The organism is Enterobacter cloacae complex sp. ECL352, from assembly GCF_020149545.1.
GTDB classification, from domain to species: domain Bacteria; phylum Pseudomonadota; class Gammaproteobacteria; order Enterobacterales; family Enterobacteriaceae; genus Enterobacter; species Enterobacter asburiae_B.
In genome coordinates, this window is sequence record NZ_CP083709.1 from 3,542,863 (window position 1) to 3,561,091 (window position 18,229).

Below are 18,229 nucleotides of genomic sequence, written 5' to 3' on the forward strand. Positions count from 1 at the left end.
TTGATTGCCAAAGACTAACATCGTGTTATAGTGGCAGCAACATAAGTATTACAAGCAGGCACGACACAATGAGCAATAACGCATTGATTCCTCAGAGTAAACTTCCCAATCTCGGTACTACCATCTTTACGCAGATGAGCGCTCTGGCGCAGCAGCACAACGCCATTAACCTTTCTCAGGGATTCCCGGATTTCGACGGCCCGACCTATCTGCGGGAGCGCCTGGCGTACCACGTGGCGCAGGGGGCGAATCAGTATGCGCCGATGACGGGCGTGCAGGCGCTGCGGGAAGCCATTGCGGATAAAACGGCGGAGCTGTACGGCCATAAGCCCGATGCGAACAGCGACATTACGGTGACGGCAGGGGCGACCGAAGCGCTCTATGCGGCCATCACCGCGCTGGTGCGTACGGGCGATGAAGTTATCTGCTTTGATCCGAGCTACGACAGCTATGCGCCTGCGGTTGAACTCTCCGGCGGCGTGGTGAAACGCGTGGCGCTCCAGCCGCCGCATTTTCGCCCTGACTGGCAGGCGTTTGCTGCGCTGCTGAGCGACAAAACCCGCCTGGTGATCCTGAATACCCCGCACAACCCGTCGGCGACGGTGTGGCAAAAGGCCGATTTCGCCGCGCTGTGGCAGGCGATTGCGGAACGTGAAATTTACGTGCTGAGCGATGAAGTCTACGAGCACATCTGCTTTGCAGAAGAAGGACACGCCAGCGTGCTGGCCCATCCACAGCTTCGCGAGCGTGCTATCGCCGTCTCGTCATTCGGTAAGACTTACCATATGACCGGCTGGAAAGTGGGCTACTGCGTCGCACCGGCGGCTATCAGCGCCGAGCTGCGCAAGGTGCACCAGTACCTGACCTTTGCCGTGAACACGCCGGCTCAGCTGGCGCTGGCGGATATGCTGCGCGCCGAGCCGGAGCACTATCGCGAGCTGCCGCACTTCTATCGTGAACGTCGGGATCTGTTTGTGACGGCGCTCAGCAAAAGTCGTCTGGAAATTTTGCCCTCAGAAGGGACCTATTTCCTGCTCGCCGACTACAGCGCGATATCGGATCTGGACGACGTGAGTTTCTGCCAGTGGCTGACGAAAGAGGTGGGCGTAGCCGCCATTCCGCTGTCGGTATTCTGCGCCGATCCCTTCCCGCATAAGCTGATTCGTCTTTGCTTTGCGAAGCAGGAATCGACGCTGCTGGCGGCGGCAGAGCGCCTGAACACGCTCTGATTATTTCACCGTCCAGGCTTCTGAGTAACGACGGTCTGCAAACAACTCCAGCAGACCGTTGATTTGCTTGAGGCGCAAGACTTCATCGCCGTCCATTCCCAGCTCCTTGCTTATTCTCTCGTCATTCCAGCCAAGCTGCACCAGCTCGCGAACGATCTCCGACATAGCGTTAATCTGGTGTCGACCCCGCGCCCGGTTGTGACGAATAGTGGCAGCCATACGGTCATGTTTATCCTGTCGGTCCTGGCGCAGGAAGGTCACAGGGAGATAACCCTTGAGCTGGTGCTTCAGTGCCGCCCGATTTGTACCGATTTCATGGCGATGAAAACCATCCACAATTTCATAGTGTTGCGGTTCACTTTCTGTCACAACGATAGGTTGGGTGAATCCATCGAGTTCCAGCGACTTACTGAGCAGCCTTTTTTCTGGCGGGGCAACATTATTGGGGTTGTAGTCGTTAGCGGTAATAGCGTCCTGTCTGATCCAGAGGACGCAGTCTATCGGTTGTGCACGAAACGGACTGTGTTTATGGATCGCTTCACGAAAAGCATTTATGGCGTTAATGCGTTCCTCTTCGGGAAGTGACTGAAGGTACGTTTCCATCTCGTTGATTAGTTTTTGTCGCATAATATGCCCCACTCCTTGCGTTTCGCCTTCACTCTGTCGCTGTAGCGCTGATAATGTTTGGGTTTATTTGGGCTGAATGATAGCGCCCTGCACCAGTAGTCGTTATTCAGGAGAACCTTACAAATACGGCGCCATGAGGGAACATCTTTGGCACCGATATCACCGTCCTGCGTATCGGGAATCTCCTCTGTGCCTCTCTTCTGATACCAGTGCAGATAAATGGCGATTTTATTGCGGTAATGCTCAGCCGTATTTTGCGGCATGCTGTCGAGGAGCAGCATGGCATATTCGCGCCAGCACAGGTGTTCGGGTTTCAGAATTTTTCGGTGACCATAAAAATGGTTATCGTGTCCGGCGTACATCCCCCCGCTGCGCGCACCGCTCACGCGCTCACACATGGCCGCCCAGCGATCGGGCTCAACAACGTGGTAGAGCCATAATCCCTGGCGCTGTTCCGGACCAAAGGGTTCACAAATCCGCATGTAGCGTAGCGGCACGCCGGCCTGAAACATCAGGTCATAGAGTGGGTTATAGCAACACCCTGATTTGGCGAACCAGGTCCATATATCGGCGGTTTTCCAGTCGTAGAGAGGGTAGATATACCAGGCATGTCCTCCCGGTGCGACGGTTGTCCAGGGTTTATCGTCGGCAAAACGCTGTTTACGCGCCGACGCGACAGCCAGAAAACGGTTGTATGACTCATCGGCGCGGATGCCAATCAGTACCGCCGCCGGGCGATTGCGAGAGAACCAGTCGGAGAAACCGCGGACAAAGGTTTCAAACGTCATGCCTGGCTGGTAGAAGGGAAAAAAAGTGGGATCGGTTATCGCATCGTCAGGAGGCTGGCGGACCCATTGTGTGCCGGGTTCCCAGCATTGCCATTCCGGCTGGAATTGCGACAGTGAATTTTGCGTTGTCAGGGGGAGCGCGACCCACCAGAAATGGTCGATGACATCGCTGTACAACTCGCGCATATGTTCCACATGGATAATGGTATGGGAAAACTGCGCTTCCCAGTCGATAAAGAGCACATCTATTTTGATGTTCATCAGTCGCGCCTGCTGGGCAACCAGATGCAGCATGACGGTGGAGTCTTTACCTCCTGAAAAAGAAACACAGATTCTGGGTAAGTTTTCGAGCGTCCATTTTATTCGCTCCCGAGCAGCGGTAAGAACATCCTGGTTTAAAGGGTATTTATAAATTGACATGCTTATTCTCATCCTGAGGAATAAATACCTGACTGTAGCGTCAATACTAATAAGAGGATTATATCAGTCAATAATTAATTGGATATGTAACGGTTATGCCGCGTAATTCTATAACGGTGGTGTATGTTTTAACGGTGTGGTTCCCATTTTGTGCGAGAACCACAGCAATATCTCACGGTAAGGATATTTCTTCAATAAAACTCGCGAATGCCGAGCTATTGAGTGCGGAACGATTGTACATCATGTAAATATCAATGCTGGGGAATTGAATGTCAGTTTCCACTTTTCGCAGGTTGAGGGCTGGCCCATATTGTTCGAAGGCCGGTGCGGGCACTAATCCTATGAGGTCGGACGAACCAATCACCGACAGAAGGGATATAAAAGAGTCGCTGCGATAGACGATATTTCTTTCGGTTAACAGGTTTTCGGCCTTTTCCTGATAGTCTTTGAAGCTGTTTTCATCGTTCAGGTAGGCGGTGAAGTTTTCATTCAGAATCTCTTCACGCGTGGGATTTTCACTGAGACGGGGATGGCCCTCCCGACAAACGAGTACGAAAGGAAGTTTATGGTAGAGGCTACAGGCGACAGAATGATTGTTAGAAGAAGAAAACGAAAATATCAGGTCGGCTCTTCTGTAGGCTAAGAGATCTTCCGCTGAATCAGATGATAGAAAAACATCATGTAATTCAATTGAATAGTTATGGTTTTCCATCAGCAGCTTTATAGGGTCAAGCGTTGCTTTCGTACTCATAAAATGCGGGCAATAAATGACAAAGTTCTTCTTCAACCCGCTGCTGTGCATGATATTGATAGTCTGCTCCAGCTGGTTCAGGTTCTGTATCAGATGATGATGCAGATTGACGCCGACGGTCGTGGGCGTGATCCCTTTACCGGAACGGATAAACAGAGGATCGTTGAGTTGTCCTCTCAGACGCTGCAGTGACTGGCTCACGGCTGAGGGTGTGATATACAGCGTCTCGGCGGCTTTACTGATACTAAGGTGCTGATAAATGCACTCGAAAATGACTAACAGATTAAGATCGAATTTTTTAAGGTCATACAGGTTTGCCATGTTTCGTCCTGAGGGTACTGCGTTTGCTGTGGTTATCATATAACTGATAACAATAGTTTAAGGCTAACCATTTATAACTCTTTCGGTTAGCTCTCTTAGTTTTAAATTAAATCATCTTAATATATCACGGTGGCAGATTATTGAAATGGCGCTTCAAAAGCGATTGAGATAATTTTATCTTAGGAAAGGGAACAATCATTTTAAATGACAACTGTCATTTATATATTGCGATGGTTTTATAATAAAAATAAATTTATAACGCACCGGAATGATGTTCGACACAACCTATCACAGCCATAGGCAGGAATGTATCTTTTATGGATTGCTCAATCCCTGCGCGGGTGATGTAATCAAACGGCTGTTACCGCCTTGATATAAAGGGTTGTAGAGCGCAACGCAACGCCAGTTTCGGCTGGCACTGAATGTACCTGCGGGGAATTCAGGTATCAGGGCCGCCCGTTGAGGCGGCCTTTTTACTTTCAGGCTTTCCTGTAAAAGGTTCACCTTGTTGTCTTGTCGACGTTGTAAGGTTTGGCTGATTGATTTGATAAAGCATACGCATTAGCCCCGATGAATAAAGTTGGTTACCTTACACCTCAACGAAAACACGGAGGAAGTACAGATGTCTTTGATTAACACCAAAATTAAACCTTTCAAAAACCAGGCGTTCAAAAACGGTGAGTTCATCGAAGTTACCGAGAAAGATACCGAAGGCCGCTGGAGCGTCTTCTTCTTCTATCCGGCTGACTTTACCTTCGTTTGCCCGACTGAACTGGGTGACGTTGCAGACCATTACGATGAACTGCAGAAGCTGGGCGTAGACGTTTACTCCGTCTCTACCGATACCCACTTCACCCACAAAGCATGGCACAGCAGCTCCGAAACCATCGCGAAAATCAAATACGCGATGATCGGCGACCCGACTGGCGCCCTGACCCGTAACTTCGACAACATGCGTGAAGATGAAGGCCTGGCTGACCGCGCCACCTTCGTTGTTGACCCGCAGGGCATTATCCAGGCTATCGAAGTTACCGCTGAAGGTATCGGCCGTGATGCGTCTGACCTGCTGCGTAAAGTGAAAGCTGCTCAGTACGTGGCTTCTCACCCAGGCGAAGTGTGCCCGGCGAAATGGAAAGAAGGCGAAGCGACGCTGGCTCCATCCTTAGATCTGGTTGGTAAAATCTAAGTTTTGCCCATTCGGCAATCAATGGGCGCACCCGCGCCCATTTCATTCCAGCACCATGATGCAAGTTGCATTCAGGCCGCCCGTATAAGGCAGCTTGCATGATGACGTCTTAAGAGAGGGAAGAACAATGCTCGACACTAACATGAAAACCCAGCTCAAGGCCTACCTTGAGAAACTGACCAAACCCGTTGAGCTGATTGCCACGCTGGACGACAGCGCCAAATCGGCAGAAATCAAGGAACTGCTGGCGGAGATCGCCGAGCTGTCGCCGAAAGTGACCTTCAAAGAAGACAACGCGCTGCCGGTCCGTAAGCCCTCTTTCCTGATTACCAACCCAGGATCCGACCAGGGACCGCGCTTTGCCGGCTCGCCGCTGGGTCACGAATTTACCTCACTGGTGCTGGCGCTGCTGTGGACCGGTGGTCATCCGTCAAAAGAAGCGCAGGCGCTGCTGGAGCAGATCCGCGATATCGACGGTGATTTCGAATTTGAAACCTATTACTCGCTCTCCTGCCACAACTGCCCGGACGTGGTGCAGGCGCTGAACCTGATGTCGGTTCTGAACCCGCGCATCAAGCACACGGCGATTGACGGCGGTACCTTCCAGAATGAAATCACCGATCGCAACGTGATGGGCGTTCCGGCGGTCTACATGAACGGCAAAGAGTTCGGCCAGGGCCGTATGACGCTGACCGAAATCGTAGCCAAAGTGGATACCGGTGCTGAAAAACGTGCGGCGGAAGAGCTGAACAAACGCGATGCTTACGACGTGCTTATCGTCGGTTCCGGCCCTGCGGGCGCGGCGGCAGCGGTGTACTCTGCGCGTAAAGGTATTCGTACCGGCCTGATGGGCGAACGTTTTGGCGGCCAGGTGCTCGATACCGTGGACATCGAAAACTACATCTCCGTGCCGAAGACCGAAGGCCAGAAGCTGGCGGGGGCGCTGAAGGCGCACGTTAGCGACTATGACGTAGACGTGATCGACAGCCAGAGCGCCAGCAAGCTCGTTCCGGCAGCGGTCGAGGGTGGCTTACACCAGATTGAAACCGCGTCCGGCGCGGTGCTGAAAGCGCGCAGCATTATCATTGCCACCGGCGCGAAATGGCGCAACATGAACGTTCCGGGCGAAGATCGGTACCGTACCAAAGGCGTGACCTACTGTCCGCACTGCGACGGCCCGCTGTTTAAAGGTAAACGCGTGGCGGTGATCGGCGGCGGTAACTCCGGCGTGGAAGCGGCTATCGACCTGGCGGGGATTGTTGAGCACGTTACCCTTCTGGAGTTCGCTCCAGAGATGAAGGCCGACCAGGTTCTGCAGGATAAAGTTCGCAGCCTGAAAAACGTCGACATCGTACTGAACGCGCAGATCACGGAAGTGAAGGGCGACGGCAGCAAAGTGACCGGCCTGGAATACCGCGACCGCGTGAGCGGCGACGTGCACAGCGTTCAGCTGTCAGGGATCTTCGTGCAGATTGGTCTGCTGCCAAATACCACCTGGCTGGAAGGCGCGATTGAGCGCAACCGCATGGGCGAAATCATCATCGATGCGAAATGTGAAACCAGCGTGAAAGGCGTGTTTGCGGCGGGCGACTGCACCACCGTGCCGTACAAACAGATCATTATCGCCACGGGCGAAGGGGCGAAGGCGTCTCTGAGTTCCTTTGACTACCTGATTCGCACCAAAACCGCATAACAGAAGAAAGTAAGGCTACACCTGCAATAGCGAGAGGCCACCGAAAGGTGGCCTCTTTTTTTATCTTACGACCATCACCGGTATATGGGTGTGGCGGATCACGCTGGAGGCGTTAGAGCCCAGCAGATGCGTGGTAATGGAAGGGTTGCGCGAACCGATGACCACCACGTCTGCTTTTAGCTCGTTCGCCAGTTCGTTTACCGCATCGCGAACGCTGCCGAATCTGACGTGCGTTTTGATGCGCGAAGGGTCGATGCTGAAGTGGCTGACCATGGTTTGCAGGCGAGTTTCCGCTTCATGCTGCAAATGCTCCTCGAAGCGACGCACGTCGGCGGCAAAGCGGTGCAGGCTCAGGCTGGCGGAGCCCGGCAGTACGTGCAAAAGATGGATAACACCGTCCTGCTGCGCCAGGAACTCCGCATGGCGTACGGCCTTGTCGCTCAGCTCCATCTCAAAAACATCAACCGGCATAATGATTCTCTGATACATACCCGTTTCTCCTTGTTTATAAACGCTGAATTCATTCAACCATAAAATAAAAATGGTTTCTGTAAGCGCCCCGTCAGTTTTCTTATCTCACCAGGATAAATCTCAAAAGCCCCGTATTCCAGGGCAGACCTTCAGGGGTAGCTACCCTTATACACTTACCTGGAACCTTTCGGAGGTCGCATGAAAGCACTTACGTATCACGGTCCGCACCATGTACGCGTCGAGAATGTCCCCGATCCCATTATCGAACAGCCCGACGATATCATTCTGCGCGTCACGGCCACGGCTATCTGCGGCTCCGATTTGCATCTCTATCGCGGAAAGATCCCGAAGGTGCAGCACGGCGACATTTTTGGCCATGAGTTTATGGGGGAAATCGTCGAGTGCGGCGCAGAGGTGAAAAATTTGCAAAAAGGCGATCGCGTGGTGATCCCCTTTGTCATTGCCTGCGGAGACTGTTTCTTCTGCCGTCTGCAGCAATACGCGGCCTGTGAGAATACCAATGCCGGGCAGGGCGCCGCGCTGAACAAAAAGCAAATCCCCGCGCCGGCCGCGCTGTTTGGCTACAGCCATCTCTACGGCGGCGTGCCGGGGGGACAGGCGGAATATGTCCGCGTGCCAAAAGGCAACGTCGGGCCGTTTAAGGTCCCGCAACTCCTCTCCGATGATAAGGCGCTGTTCCTTTCCGATATTTTGCCCACGGCCTGGCAGGCGGCAAAAAATGCGCAGATTGAAAAAGGCTCAAGCGTTGCGGTTTTCGGCGCCGGGCCGGTGGGGCTCCTAACCATTGCCTGCGCGCGGCTGTTAGGGGCCGAGCAGATCTTTGTTATCGATCACCACCCGTACCGTTTGCGATTTGCCGAGGCGCGTTACGGCGCAATCCCCATCAACTTTGATGATGATAACGACGCAGCGGAAAAAATCATCGAGCAGACCGCTGGCCAGCGCGGCGTTGATGCCGTGATTGATGCGGTAGGGTTCGAAGCGAAAGGCAGCACCACCGAAACGATCCTCAGCAATCTTAAAATTGAAGGCAGCAGCGGCAAAGCGCTGCGGCAGTGCATTGCTGCCGTTCGACGCGGTGGCGTAGTTAGCGTACCCGGCGTGTACGCCGGGTTTATTCATGGCTTCCTGTTTGGCGATGCCTTTGATAAGGGGCTGACGTTTAAGATGGGCCAGACGCACGTCCATGCCTGGCTGGGTGAGCTGCTGCCGCTGATCGAAAAAGGGCTGCTTACCCCGGAAGAGATCGTGACCCATTATCTTCCCCTTGCTGATGCGGAACGCGCCTATAAGGTATTCGAAAAACGGGAGGAGGAGTGCCGGAAGGTGATTCTGATCCCTGGCGCAGAAACGCCCGAGGCCGCAGAGCAAAAAGTTAAGGGCCTGGTGAACGCTTTCCCGGGTGGGGCTGCATAAGTGCTCGCCTAGCTGTGGCGTTCAAGATAAAGCACGGCCATGACGATAATCGCCGCAATAATCAGAAAAATAAGTGTGATAACCAGTATCTCACTCATGACCGTCCCCACGGCACCAAAACAGATTAAGCGTGGATTAAGGGCTTTTTGCGCGATATAAGAAAATGGGGTGAATTTACGGAAAGAGGATGCGGCTGCATCCTCTGTGCAAAGCGGGTGGGCGCTTGTTCAGAAGTGGTTAACGCAGGTAATCGCCCGCAGCTTCTGGCTGGTAGAGCAGCGCCAGCACTTCAAGATGGGCAGAGGCGCCGCCCGGCAACTCCCAGTGGATGGTATCGCCCGTGCGCAGGCCCAGCAGTGCGGCACCCACAGGCGCAAGAACAGAAAGCTGTGTGCTGCTGTCGGTCATCTGAGCCGGGTAAACCAGCGTGCGGGTCAGCTCTTCACCGGTGGTCAGGTTGCGGAATTTTACCTGGCTGTTCATGGTGACCACGTCATGCGGCATCGTCTCAGGCGTGCACATCTGCGCCCGGTCGAGCTCCTCATTCAGGGCGTCGGCCACGGGAAGTGAGGCAAACTCCGCTTTTTCCAGCAGCCTGTCGATACGTTCTGCGTCGAGCTCGTTGATGATAATTGTAGGTCTGGACATTTTTACTCCATGTCGTTAATGCTGCGCGTAACGCAGAAACCAATCCAAAAGAAAACCCTCGCCGTCTGGCAGCGAGGGTTTAACTCTCCCGATGATACTGGCTGAGCGCGCAAGTTTGAAGTGATGAAGGTCACATTCATGGTCCATATGAATTTTCGCTGAAATTTATTCAGTCTTCATTCCCGGCAGAATACGTTACGCTGAGTGTCCTGAACCCGGGCGTTGCGTGAAGCGCAATTCGCGTCCGCCCACCAACGAGAGAGAACTATGTACTTCTACCAACCGTCTCAGGGGCACGGCCTGCCGCACGATCCGCTGAACGCCATTATTGGTCCACGTCCGATCGGCTGGATCTCCTCATGCGACAAGGCCGGTCAGCTCAACCTCGCACCGTATAGCTTCTTTAACTGCTTTAACTATCGCCCGCCGATCATCGGCTTTTCCAGCAACGGCTGGAAGGACAGCGTGCGTAATATTACCGAAACAAAGGAATTTGTCTGGAACCTGGCGACGCGCGATCTCGCGCAAGCGATGAACCAAACCTCTGCGATGCTTCCGCACGATCGGGATGAATTTAGCTTTGCCGGGTTAACGCCAGCGGCGAGCCAGCTGGTCAAAGCGCCCCGCGTCGCAGAAAGCCCTGTGAACTTTGAGTGCCGCCTGTCGCAGTGCATTCAGCTTACCGGTGCCGACGGCACACCGGTCGATACGTGGCTGGTGCTGGGGGAGGTGGTCGGTATCCATATTGCCGAAACGCTGCTGGAAGAGGGGATTTACCAGACGGCGAAAGCGCAGCCCATCCTGCGTGCGGGTGGGCCGACGGCGTATTATGGCATCAGTGACGAAAACCGGTTTGATATGGTGCGCCCGGGCGCGGATCAGTAGCCGGCTTTATCAATCACGAAATGTTTTCCGCAATTACCCGGATGTGGCTGCGGGGCAAACGACGCCGCAGAAAGCGGGTTGTTAATGGTGTCCGCCTTCAGCGAAAACTGCATCTCGGTCAGATACGCCGGATTGCCGTTGCAGGTCAGCTTGATCGCTTTGATGTTTTCTTTGCCCCAGCTTTTGGCAACGGCACCGTCAAAGTCGCTGCGATTGACGGTTTTCCCGTAATTATCGGCGAGGAATTTACCGACCGCGCTGTTTTTAACTTCCTGATTCATCCGCACCATCGTGCCGAAATAGGCATCTGGATCGAAACCAAAGCAGACGCCATGTTTGGCATATTCATAACGTTCCAGGCAGGAATTACCGCCCGCGCCCGGCATCACGTCGTTGAGCTTTGCGGCTGCGGAAAGCGACAGTCCGGTTTCGGCGGCATCGCATTTGCGGCTGGCCTTCACTTCCGGCATGTTCGGAATGGGGCGCGTGGCGCAGCCAAAACGCATCCACCGACGTTCATCCACGCCGCGGGCGGCAATGGATTTTGGCAGGCCAGGCCATAGCCCATGGACGGTCAGAAAATCGGCTTTATTATCGCGCTCTTTTTGCAGGCGACATTCATCAGGTTCATTGCGGTTGCGTTCGACCATGCTCTGGCAAAACCCGGTTTGCCAGGACAGAGCCAGCACATAGCGATCGAAATCGCCATACTGTGTTGCCTTCAGCGGTTCCGCCTGTGCGGAGAAGAGACAGAGAGCAAGCGCGATTGCGCCAGACGGGATGACGATATCCTTCCTGAACATATGATTTCCTGATCGAATGAGCACGATTAATTTCTGGAAGTTATTAAAGCACAAAAAGCGCCTACAGGCGCTTTTTGGATATCCCTAATTTAGCTTAGGCTGCGCCGGGTACCAGCACTTCCGTGGCGATAATCACGATAATCAGACCAACTATAACGGGCACTGAGGTGCGTTTGACGACTTCGAATGGCGAGATTTTCGCCATCCCGGCAACGGCGACGACCACACCCGACACCGGCGAAATGGTACGGCCCAGGTTTGACGCCTGCAGCATGGGAATGGAAAGGTAGGCCGGGTTAATACCGGAGGAGTGAGCCAGTTTCGGGATCATCTCAACGAAAGCGTAGAAAGGCGCATTACCGGAACCGGTGGTCATCGCCGCCAGCATGGTGAGCACCACCAGAACCAGCATCAGGATAATACTGGCGGAGCCGAACGAGGTGGCGATAGAAATCAGGCTCTGGATAAAGCCGATCGTGCTCAGACCCTGGGCAAAAACGCCCGCTGCAACCAGCAGGATCACCACGCCAGCGAAGGCATCCGCCATACCGCGATACGCAACTTCCAGACCCGAGAAGACTTTTTGCGTGTTAAAACCGCGCACAAACTCCAGCACGGCGGCCAGCAGCATGCAGATGACCAGAATGGTGATGATGTGCAGCTGTGGACCCCATTTTCCGTCAAAAATCAGCACTCCGACGATCGGGGTGAACGGCAGAATGGCATAGAACGCGGGAGCGGTCGTGGTGATTTCACTCACGTCCATCATTTCATGGCTGATGTTTTCTTTCTTATCGAGATAGCGCTGCCAGAAGAAATGCGCGATCCCCATGCCCACGATGGCAACAATTGAGATCGGTAACGTGGTTTTAAAGGCGAAGTCGATGAGTGACATCTCCGCCGCCTTTGCCGCCAGCACAACGTCGCCGGAGGTCGGGGAGAGAATAATCGCTGCCGGAGACGCGCAAATTGCCGCGGCCGCGCCACGGCTGATACCGACGTTCACCATGACCGGGAACAGCGTCGCCATGAGCAGTACGCCAAGCCCGGTAGCCGACGAAACGGCCAGTGACATCAGGCAGGCGAGGAAATAGGCGGCGACCATTAGCAGATACGGCGAGTTGATGTATTGCAGGGGTTTAGAGGCAAGCTTAACGACCATGTCGTTGGCGCCGATATGGGTCATGTAGGCTGCAAAACCGCACAGCATCATGATCATCATACCCAGGTCACCGCCGCGGCTCATGAGCAATATTTTAATGTATTCAACAATATCTGTAGCCGTGTAACCGGTGCTGGTCGCGCTGGCAGGTAACACCTGGTGCCCCATTATTGCGCTGATAATCAGCAGCGTTAGACCGCCGACAAATAATACGCCCGTGGCCGAGTAGCCTTTAATGATGTAGCGTGCGACGCCGACAATGACGACGACTCCAATAAGGAGTTCGAATAACGTAAGCATGATTTCCCCTGTATCTCTGCTGCTATGGAGCACAAAAAATCAAAAAAAAGAAGGATGAAAATGTGCCGAATAATTGGCCTGTTCTTGCTGATTAAAATCAATAAACAGACGACTAAAGAACAGAACAACCGTCTTTTTGCCATGGCCCATACATTTATGTCATGAGGGTCTTGACCGTCAGAAATAGCGCAACATGTACTAATAATGATAACAAATTGTTAATGTTTTGTGTGGTTTTACATGTCACTGATTCAGAACATTAAATGGGTAAAGTCACACCCCTTGTGGGTTTATTTTGAACGCATCGCCGCCTTTCCTTAAGAATATTCCCGAAAAGAAGCTGAATAATTAGGAATAACGCCGATGTCGTTAAGCTTTGATTCAACTACTTTATGGTAAACTTTGCCTCGAATACTAAGAATGGTAATTGCATTGTGATTGTACGTAATACATTTTTCTCTATTTTGTTGTTTATTTTTGGGCAGTTAACGTTTTCTTCTGTTGCACAGGCAGAAAGCAACGCGACGGATAAAGGCTGGTTCTCAACCTTTACGGATAATGTTTCCCAGACATGGACGGCACCTGAACATTATGATCTCTATGTGCCGGCAATAACGTGGCATGCGCGTTTTGCTTATGACAAAGAGAAAACCGATAAATACAACGAGCGTCCGTGGGGCGCGGGTTTTGGCCAGTCGCGCTGGGATGAAAAGGGAAACTGGCATGGCATCTATCTGATGGCCTTCAAAGACTCGTTTAATAAATGGGAGCCGATTGGGGGGTATGGCTGGGAAAAAACCTGGCGCCCGCTAGCAGACGAGAACTTCCACGTCGGTTTGGGCTATACCGCCGGGGTTACTGCACGTGACAACTGGAAATACATTCCAATCCCGGTGCTGCTGCCTTTAGCCTCTATTGGCTATGGCCCCGCAACGTTCCAGATGACCTACATTCCGGGTACGTACAACAACGGTAACGTTTACTTCGCCTGGATGCGTTTTCAGTTTTAACTGACAAAACGTTACATGCTGGTGAAAAAACGCGCAGGCGTTGATTCATAAGCGATAAAAATCTGTCAGTGAAAATTAACGCGACTTTAGTCACTTTTTATCAAAGATCCGCTGGACAAAAGGTCCCACAATTGATGTACTGATAACCGACACAGCATTTGTGTCGTTTTTTAATGTAAAGGTAATTTTGATGTCTAAGATTAAAGGTAACGTTAAGTGGTTTAATGAGTCCAAAGGATTCGGTTTCATTACTCCTGAAGATGGCAGCAAAGACGTGTTCGTACACTTCTCTGCAATCCAGTCTAATGGTTTCAAAACTCTGGCTGAAGGTCAGCGTGTAGAGTTCGAAATCACTAACGGTGCCAAAGGCCCTTCTGCTGCTAACGTAATCGCTCTGTAATTCAGACGCGTCAGCAAGAATTTCAAAACCCGCTCACTGAGCGGGTTTTTTTCGTTTTGAATCAGCCAAGCAGATACATTTTCAGGAAGCTGGCAACGATCAGCACGCTCAACAACACCATTCCTGCGCTCATCAGACTCTGTTTCATTCTGTCACCCTCGTTCAGTATTACATTCAGAGTGACAGAGAAAAATTAAGCCAACATTAACGGTTCGGCTGTTAATGCGCGCTTGCGGAAGAAAATAGCCAAAATGCGATCCCCGTCATCGCAAAGGAGCCGAGCATATTGATCGCCATATTCATCAGCGCCCAGCCGATACGGCCTTCCTGAAAGAGAAAAACCGTCTCCGCAGAAAAGGTTGAGAAGGTGGTCAAACCGCCGCAGAATCCGGTGGTAATCAACACCTTCCACATTGGGTCGATGTGCGTCATTCGGTTAAACCAAGCCAGCCCCATACCAATGATAAAGGCACCAATCAGGTTTGCGGCAAGTGTCCCCATAGGAATCGCCTGATGCAGGGGGTTAAACCGCATACTCAGAAACCATCGCGCAACGCTACCCGTTCCCCCACCAATAAAAACGGCTAAAAGTAGTTGTAACACGCTAAATACCTGCTATTTGATGTGTAAGAGAAGCGAGTTTAACGCCGTTTATGATGAGGGGACAAATATGTATGTAGCGGTAGGGCAATTTGTGGTCACGCCTGACTGGCGTGAAAATGCGCTCACGTGCGTCGAACTGATGATGCAGGCCCGGCAGAAAGGCGCATCGCTGCTGGTTCTCCCCGAGGCGCTGCTGGCCAGGGATGATAATGATCCGGATTTATCCGTGAAGTCCGCGCAGCCGCTGGATGGCGAATTCTTACAGCAATTGCTCGGCCAAAGCGCAGGCAATACGATGACGACGATCTTAACGATCCATGTTCCCTCCACGCCGGGTCGCGCGGTGAATACGCTCGTGGCGATTCGTGACGGGGCCATCGTCGCACGTTACGCCAAGCTTCACCTCTATGATGCGTTCAGCATCCAGGAGTCGCGACGCGTTGACCCCGGAGCCAATATCCCTCCGCTGCTGGAGATTGACGGATTCAGGGTCGGGCTGATGACCTGCTATGACCTGCGTTTTCCCGAGCTGGCGCTCCATCTGGCGCTGCAGGGGGCGGACGTACTGGTGCTGCCTGCCGCGTGGGTCAAAGGGCCGTTAAAAGAGCATCACTGGGCAACGCTGCTTGCGGCACGCGCGCTGGATACAACCTGCTATGTCGTTGCCGCAGGGGAATGTGGCACGAAAAACATCGGGCAAAGCAGGGTGGTTGATCCGCTGGGGGTGACGATCGCCGCCGCCGCTGAAGCCCCGCATGTGCTGGTGGCGGAGATAAACTCAGAAAGAATCGCGCTTGCGCGTCAGCAATTACCCGTTCTTCGTAATCGTCGGTTTGCGCCACCGCAATTATTGTGATGTTTTTTTCAACAATGCTTGATTCACCTTGTTACAGATTGCTATTGTGTGCACGCGCAAAATGACCGTTAATACAGTCAGGTTTTGGCGCTGAATGCAGCCTGTTTTAAGTAAAGAAGGTATCTATGGGTGAGATTAGTATTACCAAACTGCTGGTGGTTGCCGCACTGGTCGTCCTGCTGTTTGGTACCAAGAAGTTACGCACGCTGGGTGGTGACCTGGGGGCTGCCATCAAAGGCTTTAAGAAAGCGATGAACGATGATGATGCAGCGGCGAAGAAAAGCGCCGAGGATGACGTCCCGGCAGACAAGCTTTCTCACAAAGAGTGACAGCAACGCCTGAGGGCTTGCGAAAAAAAACCGGCTCATGAGGCCGGTTTTTTTGTATTACTGTAAATGAATATTACAGCATTATTTAACTTCTTCGCCTTTAGCCTGCATATCGGCATGGTATGAGGAGCGAACGAATGGGCCGCAGGCAGCGTGGGTGAAGCCCATCGCCATCGCTTCGGCTTTCATTTCATCGAACTCGTCCGGGCTCACGTAGCGCTGTACCGGCAGGTGGTGACGGCTTGGCTGCAGATACTGCCCCAGGGTCAGCATGGTCACACCGTGGCGGCGAAGATCGCGCATCACCTCGATGATTTCATCATTGGTTTCACCCAGGCCCACCATCAGACCAGACTTAGTCGGAATATGCGGATGCGCTTCTTTGAAACGCTCCAGCAGTTTCAGGGACCAGTTATAGTCAGCGCCCGGACGGACCTGACGGTAGATACGCGGCACGTTCTCCAGGTTGTGGTTAAACACATCTGGCGGCGTCGCGGTCAGGATATCCAGCGCGCGGTCCATACGGCCGCGGAAGTCAGGCACCAGCGTCTCGATTTTGATGTTAGGGCTTTTCTCGCGAATGGCCGTAATGCAGTCGGCGAAGTGCTGAGCACCACCGTCACGCAGGTCGTCACGGTCAACGGACGTGATAACCACATAACGCAGCGCCATGTCGGCGATGGTCTGCGCTAGTTTCTGGGGTTCGTTAGCATCAGGCGCGACTGGACGGCCATGAGCAACATCGCAGAACGGGCAGCGGCGGGTACAGATAGCACCCAGAATCATAAACGTCGCGGTACCGTGATTGAAACATTCAGCAAGGTTCGGACAAGAGGCTTCTTCACACACGGAGTGAAGACCATTCTTGCGCATCGCCGCTTTGATCCCCTGGATACGCGAAGAGTCGGCCGGAAGTTTGATTTTCATCCATTCCGGTTTTCTTAACAGCGCCTCGCGCTCTGTAGCCACGTTTTTAACCGGGATAAGGGCCATTTTATCGGCATCGCGGTATTTAACACCGCGTTCCATCACAATGGGTTTACTCATAGCGTGCGTGTTCCAGTTGCGAATATCGAAGGAAAGCGTTTCAATTCAAGGGAATGTTGTATTTATCAACTATTTTTGAACGAACGACAGGCAGTATATCATTGAAACGGTCGTTAAAGCAGCCTGCCAGATCGCCAATTTGTAAAATAGTTGTTGTTTTGTGCCTTTTGCCCTGCGGGTTGCAGGGACTTGTGCTGGCTAAACCTGTCAGAAGGCCTGACGGATGATGCGGATGACGTTTTCCAGGACCGGATCGCGCAAACTCAGCTTGTTGTAATGCAGTGAAATCTCGATAGATTCCGCATTAAGCTGGCTGAGCGGGATGCTTTCCAGCGGCCAGCATTTTTGTAGCAGGCTGTACAGGCGTGATGGCATAACGCACAGCATATCGCTGCTGCCGATCAGGGATGCGGTGGTAAACATATTGTAACTGCTGAAGCTGATCTGACGTTCCGGGAAAATTTCATCAATACGCTGACGAAGTGCATGATTAGATTGCCCTTCGGTCATGAAAGACGAGTGATCGTAGTTGCGCAGGTTTTCGATGGTTAACGGCTCGCTAAGAGCAGGATGCTGCTGGCGGCAAACCAGTACCAGGTTATCCGCATAAAGCACATTTTGCCCCAGCGCTCTGGCACTGAAGCTGCCGCTTTCAATAATCAGGTCCGTCTGGAACTGGGCAAGCTGAATGTCAGGTTCATTGAGAGGCACATTGCGAAGCAGGAGCTGCGGAGCATGCTCTTTTACGGCCTGGAAGATCGCCGGCATCACCAGCACCCCGACAGAAGGGGAACAGCCGATGGTGATGGTTCTCTGCTTATCATAGCTCCCGGTTAAATCCAGTGCGCCCAGAATCGACTCCAGCCCCTGGCTGATGTACTCGTGGAGATGCGTGGCGTAAGCCGTCGGCGTTACCCCCTGGCCCTTACGGATAAATAACGGGTCGGGAAATATAGCGCGTAGCTTTTGGATTGACTGGCTTATTGCTGATGGCGTGAGATTAAGAATTTTCGCAGCGTTAACGATACCCTTATGGACATATACCGCCTCAAAAATAGTCAGTAAATTGAGATCAATATTACGTAAAGTCCGAAAAATTTGCGGCTTGTCTTCGCCACCGGGTTCATTCAGTCGTTTGGCTGGTAAATTATTATACTCCACGCTTTCACTCCGTATACATTCACAATATGAATGATAGTTGAATTTATTTATTATGCTTGTAGAGATTCGTAAAGTGTTGGTTTTGTTTCACTTGTTTATCAA

General features: G+C 52.5%; 20 protein-coding genes. 9 read left to right on the forward strand and 11 right to left on the reverse strand.

Annotated features, from left to right (window positions below; all coding sequences use genetic code 11):
- Positions 1-68 precede the first annotated feature (68 nt).
- On the forward strand, positions 69-1,229 hold the full coding sequence (locus LBF07_RS17175) for a pyridoxal phosphate-dependent aminotransferase (RefSeq protein ID WP_094934400.1): 1,161 nt from the start codon (positions 69-71) through the stop codon (positions 1,227-1,229).
- Here LBF07_RS17175 and LBF07_RS17180 read toward each other — a convergent pair whose 3' ends face one another.
- The 3 genes from LBF07_RS17180 to LBF07_RS17190 form a co-directional block, all read right to left on the reverse strand.
- A complete protein-coding gene (locus tag LBF07_RS17180) occupies positions 1,230-1,856 on the reverse strand; it encodes a ParB/RepB/Spo0J family partition protein (protein WP_033144915.1) in 627 nt (208 codons plus the stop codon).
- Positions 1,841-3,064, reverse strand: coding sequence for a phosphoadenosine phosphosulfate reductase (locus tag LBF07_RS17185; protein ID WP_094934399.1), 1,224 nt, complete (start codon positions 3,062-3,064; stop codon positions 1,841-1,843). The genes LBF07_RS17180 and LBF07_RS17185 overlap by 16 nt, the downstream gene beginning before the upstream one ends.
- 172 nt (positions 3,065-3,236) lie before the next feature.
- Positions 3,237-4,136 carry a LysR family transcriptional regulator gene (locus LBF07_RS17190; RefSeq protein ID WP_094934398.1) on the reverse strand — a complete coding sequence of 300 codons (900 nt, stop codon included), beginning with the start codon at positions 4,134-4,136 and terminating at the stop codon, positions 3,237-3,239.
- A gap of 622 nt (positions 4,137-4,758) precedes the next feature.
- On the opposite strand from LBF07_RS17190, the gene ahpC reads away from it, so the two are divergent.
- Both ahpC and ahpF read left to right on the forward strand, forming a co-directional pair.
- Entirely contained in the window at positions 4,759-5,322 is a 564-nt protein-coding gene (gene ahpC / locus LBF07_RS17195; protein ID WP_008501015.1) for an alkyl hydroperoxide reductase subunit C, read from the forward strand.
- A gap of 127 nt (positions 5,323-5,449) precedes the next feature.
- Entirely contained in the window at positions 5,450-7,015 is a 1,566-nt protein-coding gene (ahpF, locus tag LBF07_RS17200) for an alkyl hydroperoxide reductase subunit F (RefSeq protein ID WP_094934397.1), read from the forward strand.
- Positions 7,016-7,075: 60 nt separating this feature from the next.
- Here the strand turns inward: ahpF and uspG are convergent, their stop codons facing one another.
- Positions 7,076-7,504: a universal stress protein UspG gene (gene uspG / locus LBF07_RS17205; RefSeq protein ID WP_023310731.1), complete on the reverse strand. Its 429-nt coding sequence runs from the start codon at positions 7,502-7,504 to the stop codon at positions 7,076-7,078.
- A gap of 180 nt (positions 7,505-7,684) precedes the next feature.
- On the opposite strand from uspG, the gene LBF07_RS17210 reads away from it, so the two are divergent.
- Entirely contained in the window at positions 7,685-8,923 is a 1,239-nt protein-coding gene (locus LBF07_RS17210; RefSeq protein ID WP_094934396.1) for a zinc-dependent alcohol dehydrogenase, read from the forward strand.
- An 8-nt stretch (positions 8,924-8,931) separates the two neighbouring features.
- Here LBF07_RS17210 and yldA read toward each other — a convergent pair whose 3' ends face one another.
- On the reverse strand, positions 8,932-9,021 hold the full coding sequence (yldA, locus tag LBF07_RS24665; protein WP_272481390.1) for a small membrane protein YldA: 90 nt from the start codon (positions 9,019-9,021) through the stop codon (positions 8,932-8,934).
- Positions 9,022-9,160: 139 nt separating this feature from the next.
- The gene (gene rnk, locus LBF07_RS17215) at positions 9,161-9,571 is read right to left on the reverse strand and encodes a nucleoside diphosphate kinase regulator (protein ID WP_033144918.1); all 411 of its coding nucleotides are present in this window, start codon (positions 9,569-9,571) and stop codon (positions 9,161-9,163) included.
- 267 nt (positions 9,572-9,838) lie between these two features.
- On the opposite strand from rnk, the gene LBF07_RS17220 reads away from it, so the two are divergent.
- On the forward strand, positions 9,839-10,456 hold the full coding sequence (locus LBF07_RS17220) for a flavin reductase family protein (protein ID WP_059446437.1): 618 nt from the start codon (positions 9,839-9,841) through the stop codon (positions 10,454-10,456).
- Here LBF07_RS17220 and rna read toward each other — a convergent pair.
- Together rna and dcuC are read right to left on the reverse strand one after the other, a co-directional pair.
- Complete coding sequence (gene rna / locus LBF07_RS17225; protein ID WP_094934395.1) at positions 10,450-11,259, reverse strand: ribonuclease I; 810 nt, start codon at positions 11,257-11,259, stop codon at positions 10,450-10,452. The two genes, LBF07_RS17220 and rna, sit on opposite strands and share 7 nt — an antisense overlap.
- Positions 11,260-11,353: 94 nt before the next feature.
- The gene (dcuC, locus tag LBF07_RS17230; protein ID WP_023310737.1) at positions 11,354-12,721 is read right to left on the reverse strand and encodes an anaerobic C4-dicarboxylate transporter DcuC; all 1,368 of its coding nucleotides are present in this window, start codon (positions 12,719-12,721) and stop codon (positions 11,354-11,356) included.
- Between the two features lie 392 nt (positions 12,722-13,113).
- Between dcuC and pagP the strand changes: the two genes are divergently transcribed.
- On the forward strand, positions 13,114-13,731 hold the full coding sequence (gene pagP / locus LBF07_RS17235; protein WP_069303811.1) for a lipid IV(A) palmitoyltransferase PagP: 618 nt from the start codon (positions 13,114-13,116) through the stop codon (positions 13,729-13,731).
- Positions 13,732-13,921: 190 nt separating this feature from the next.
- A complete protein-coding gene (gene cspE, locus LBF07_RS17240) occupies positions 13,922-14,131 on the forward strand; it encodes a transcription antiterminator/RNA stability regulator CspE (protein ID WP_002439184.1) in 210 nt (69 codons plus the stop codon).
- 219 nt (positions 14,132-14,350) lie between these two features.
- On the opposite strand, the gene crcB is transcribed toward cspE, so the two are convergent.
- A complete protein-coding gene (gene crcB, locus LBF07_RS17245; protein WP_008501029.1) occupies positions 14,351-14,734 on the reverse strand; it encodes a fluoride efflux transporter CrcB in 384 nt (127 codons plus the stop codon).
- A gap of 67 nt (positions 14,735-14,801) precedes the next feature.
- Here crcB and LBF07_RS17250 point away from each other — a divergent pair, with 67 nt between their 5' ends.
- Together LBF07_RS17250 and tatE are read left to right on the forward strand one after the other, a co-directional pair.
- Positions 14,802-15,590, forward strand: coding sequence for a deaminated glutathione amidase (locus tag LBF07_RS17250; protein ID WP_094934394.1), 789 nt, complete (start codon positions 14,802-14,804; stop codon positions 15,588-15,590).
- Positions 15,591-15,715: 125 nt separating this feature from the next.
- On the forward strand, positions 15,716-15,919 hold the full coding sequence (tatE, locus tag LBF07_RS17255; RefSeq protein WP_023310742.1) for a twin-arginine translocase subunit TatE: 204 nt from the start codon (positions 15,716-15,718) through the stop codon (positions 15,917-15,919).
- 81 nt (positions 15,920-16,000) lie between these two features.
- On the opposite strand, the gene lipA is transcribed toward tatE, so the two are convergent.
- Together lipA and LBF07_RS17265 are read right to left on the reverse strand one after the other, a co-directional pair.
- Positions 16,001-16,966, reverse strand: coding sequence for a lipoyl synthase (lipA, locus tag LBF07_RS17260; RefSeq protein ID WP_028019480.1), 966 nt, complete (start codon positions 16,964-16,966; stop codon positions 16,001-16,003).
- Positions 16,967-17,173: 207 nt separating this feature from the next.
- Positions 17,174-18,127: a YbeF family transcriptional regulator gene (locus LBF07_RS17265; protein ID WP_032665064.1), complete on the reverse strand. Its 954-nt coding sequence runs from the start codon at positions 18,125-18,127 to the stop codon at positions 17,174-17,176.
- Positions 18,128-18,229: the final 102 nt, after the last annotated feature.

Bases quoted from the DNA above. Each gene is read 5' to 3' on its own strand.
- cspE (WP_002439184.1), top strand. From the start codon at position 13,922: ATGTCTAAGATTAAAGGTAACGTTAAGTGGTTTAATGAGTCCAAAGGA.
- LBF07_RS17220 (WP_059446437.1), top strand. From the start codon at position 9,839: ATGTACTTCTACCAACCGTCTCAGGGGCACGGCCTGCCGCACGATCCG.
- LBF07_RS17185 (WP_094934399.1), bottom strand. From the start codon at position 3,064: ATGTCAATTTATAAATACCCTTTAAACCAGGATGTTCTTACCGCTGCT.
- ahpF (WP_094934397.1), top strand. From the start codon at position 5,450: ATGCTCGACACTAACATGAAAACCCAGCTCAAGGCCTACCTTGAGAAA.
- tatE (WP_023310742.1), top strand. From the start codon at position 15,716: ATGGGTGAGATTAGTATTACCAAACTGCTGGTGGTTGCCGCACTGGTC.
- LBF07_RS17190 (WP_094934398.1), bottom strand. From the start codon at position 4,136: ATGGCAAACCTGTATGACCTTAAAAAATTCGATCTTAATCTGTTAGTC.
- rna (WP_094934395.1), bottom strand. From the start codon at position 11,259: ATGTTCAGGAAGGATATCGTCATCCCGTCTGGCGCAATCGCGCTTGCT.
- LBF07_RS17180 (WP_033144915.1), bottom strand. From the start codon at position 1,856: ATGCGACAAAAACTAATCAACGAGATGGAAACGTACCTTCAGTCACTT.
- LBF07_RS17175 (WP_094934400.1), top strand. From the start codon at position 69: ATGAGCAATAACGCATTGATTCCTCAGAGTAAACTTCCCAATCTCGGT.
- LBF07_RS17210 (WP_094934396.1), top strand. From the start codon at position 7,685: ATGAAAGCACTTACGTATCACGGTCCGCACCATGTACGCGTCGAGAAT.
- uspG (WP_023310731.1), bottom strand. From the start codon at position 7,504: ATGTATCAGAGAATCATTATGCCGGTTGATGTTTTTGAGATGGAGCTG.
- dcuC (WP_023310737.1), bottom strand. From the start codon at position 12,721: ATGCTTACGTTATTCGAACTCCTTATTGGAGTCGTCGTCATTGTCGGC.
- rnk (WP_033144918.1), bottom strand. From the start codon at position 9,571: ATGTCCAGACCTACAATTATCATCAACGAGCTCGACGCAGAACGTATC.
- yldA (WP_272481390.1), bottom strand. From the start codon at position 9,021: ATGAGTGAGATACTGGTTATCACACTTATTTTTCTGATTATTGCGGCG.
- ahpC (WP_008501015.1), top strand. From the start codon at position 4,759: ATGTCTTTGATTAACACCAAAATTAAACCTTTCAAAAACCAGGCGTTC.
- pagP (WP_069303811.1), top strand. From the start codon at position 13,114: ATGGTAAACTTTGCCTCGAATACTAAGAATGGTAATTGCATTGTGATT.
- LBF07_RS17250 (WP_094934394.1), top strand. From the start codon at position 14,802: ATGTATGTAGCGGTAGGGCAATTTGTGGTCACGCCTGACTGGCGTGAA.
- lipA (WP_028019480.1), bottom strand. From the start codon at position 16,966: ATGAGTAAACCCATTGTGATGGAACGCGGTGTTAAATACCGCGATGCC.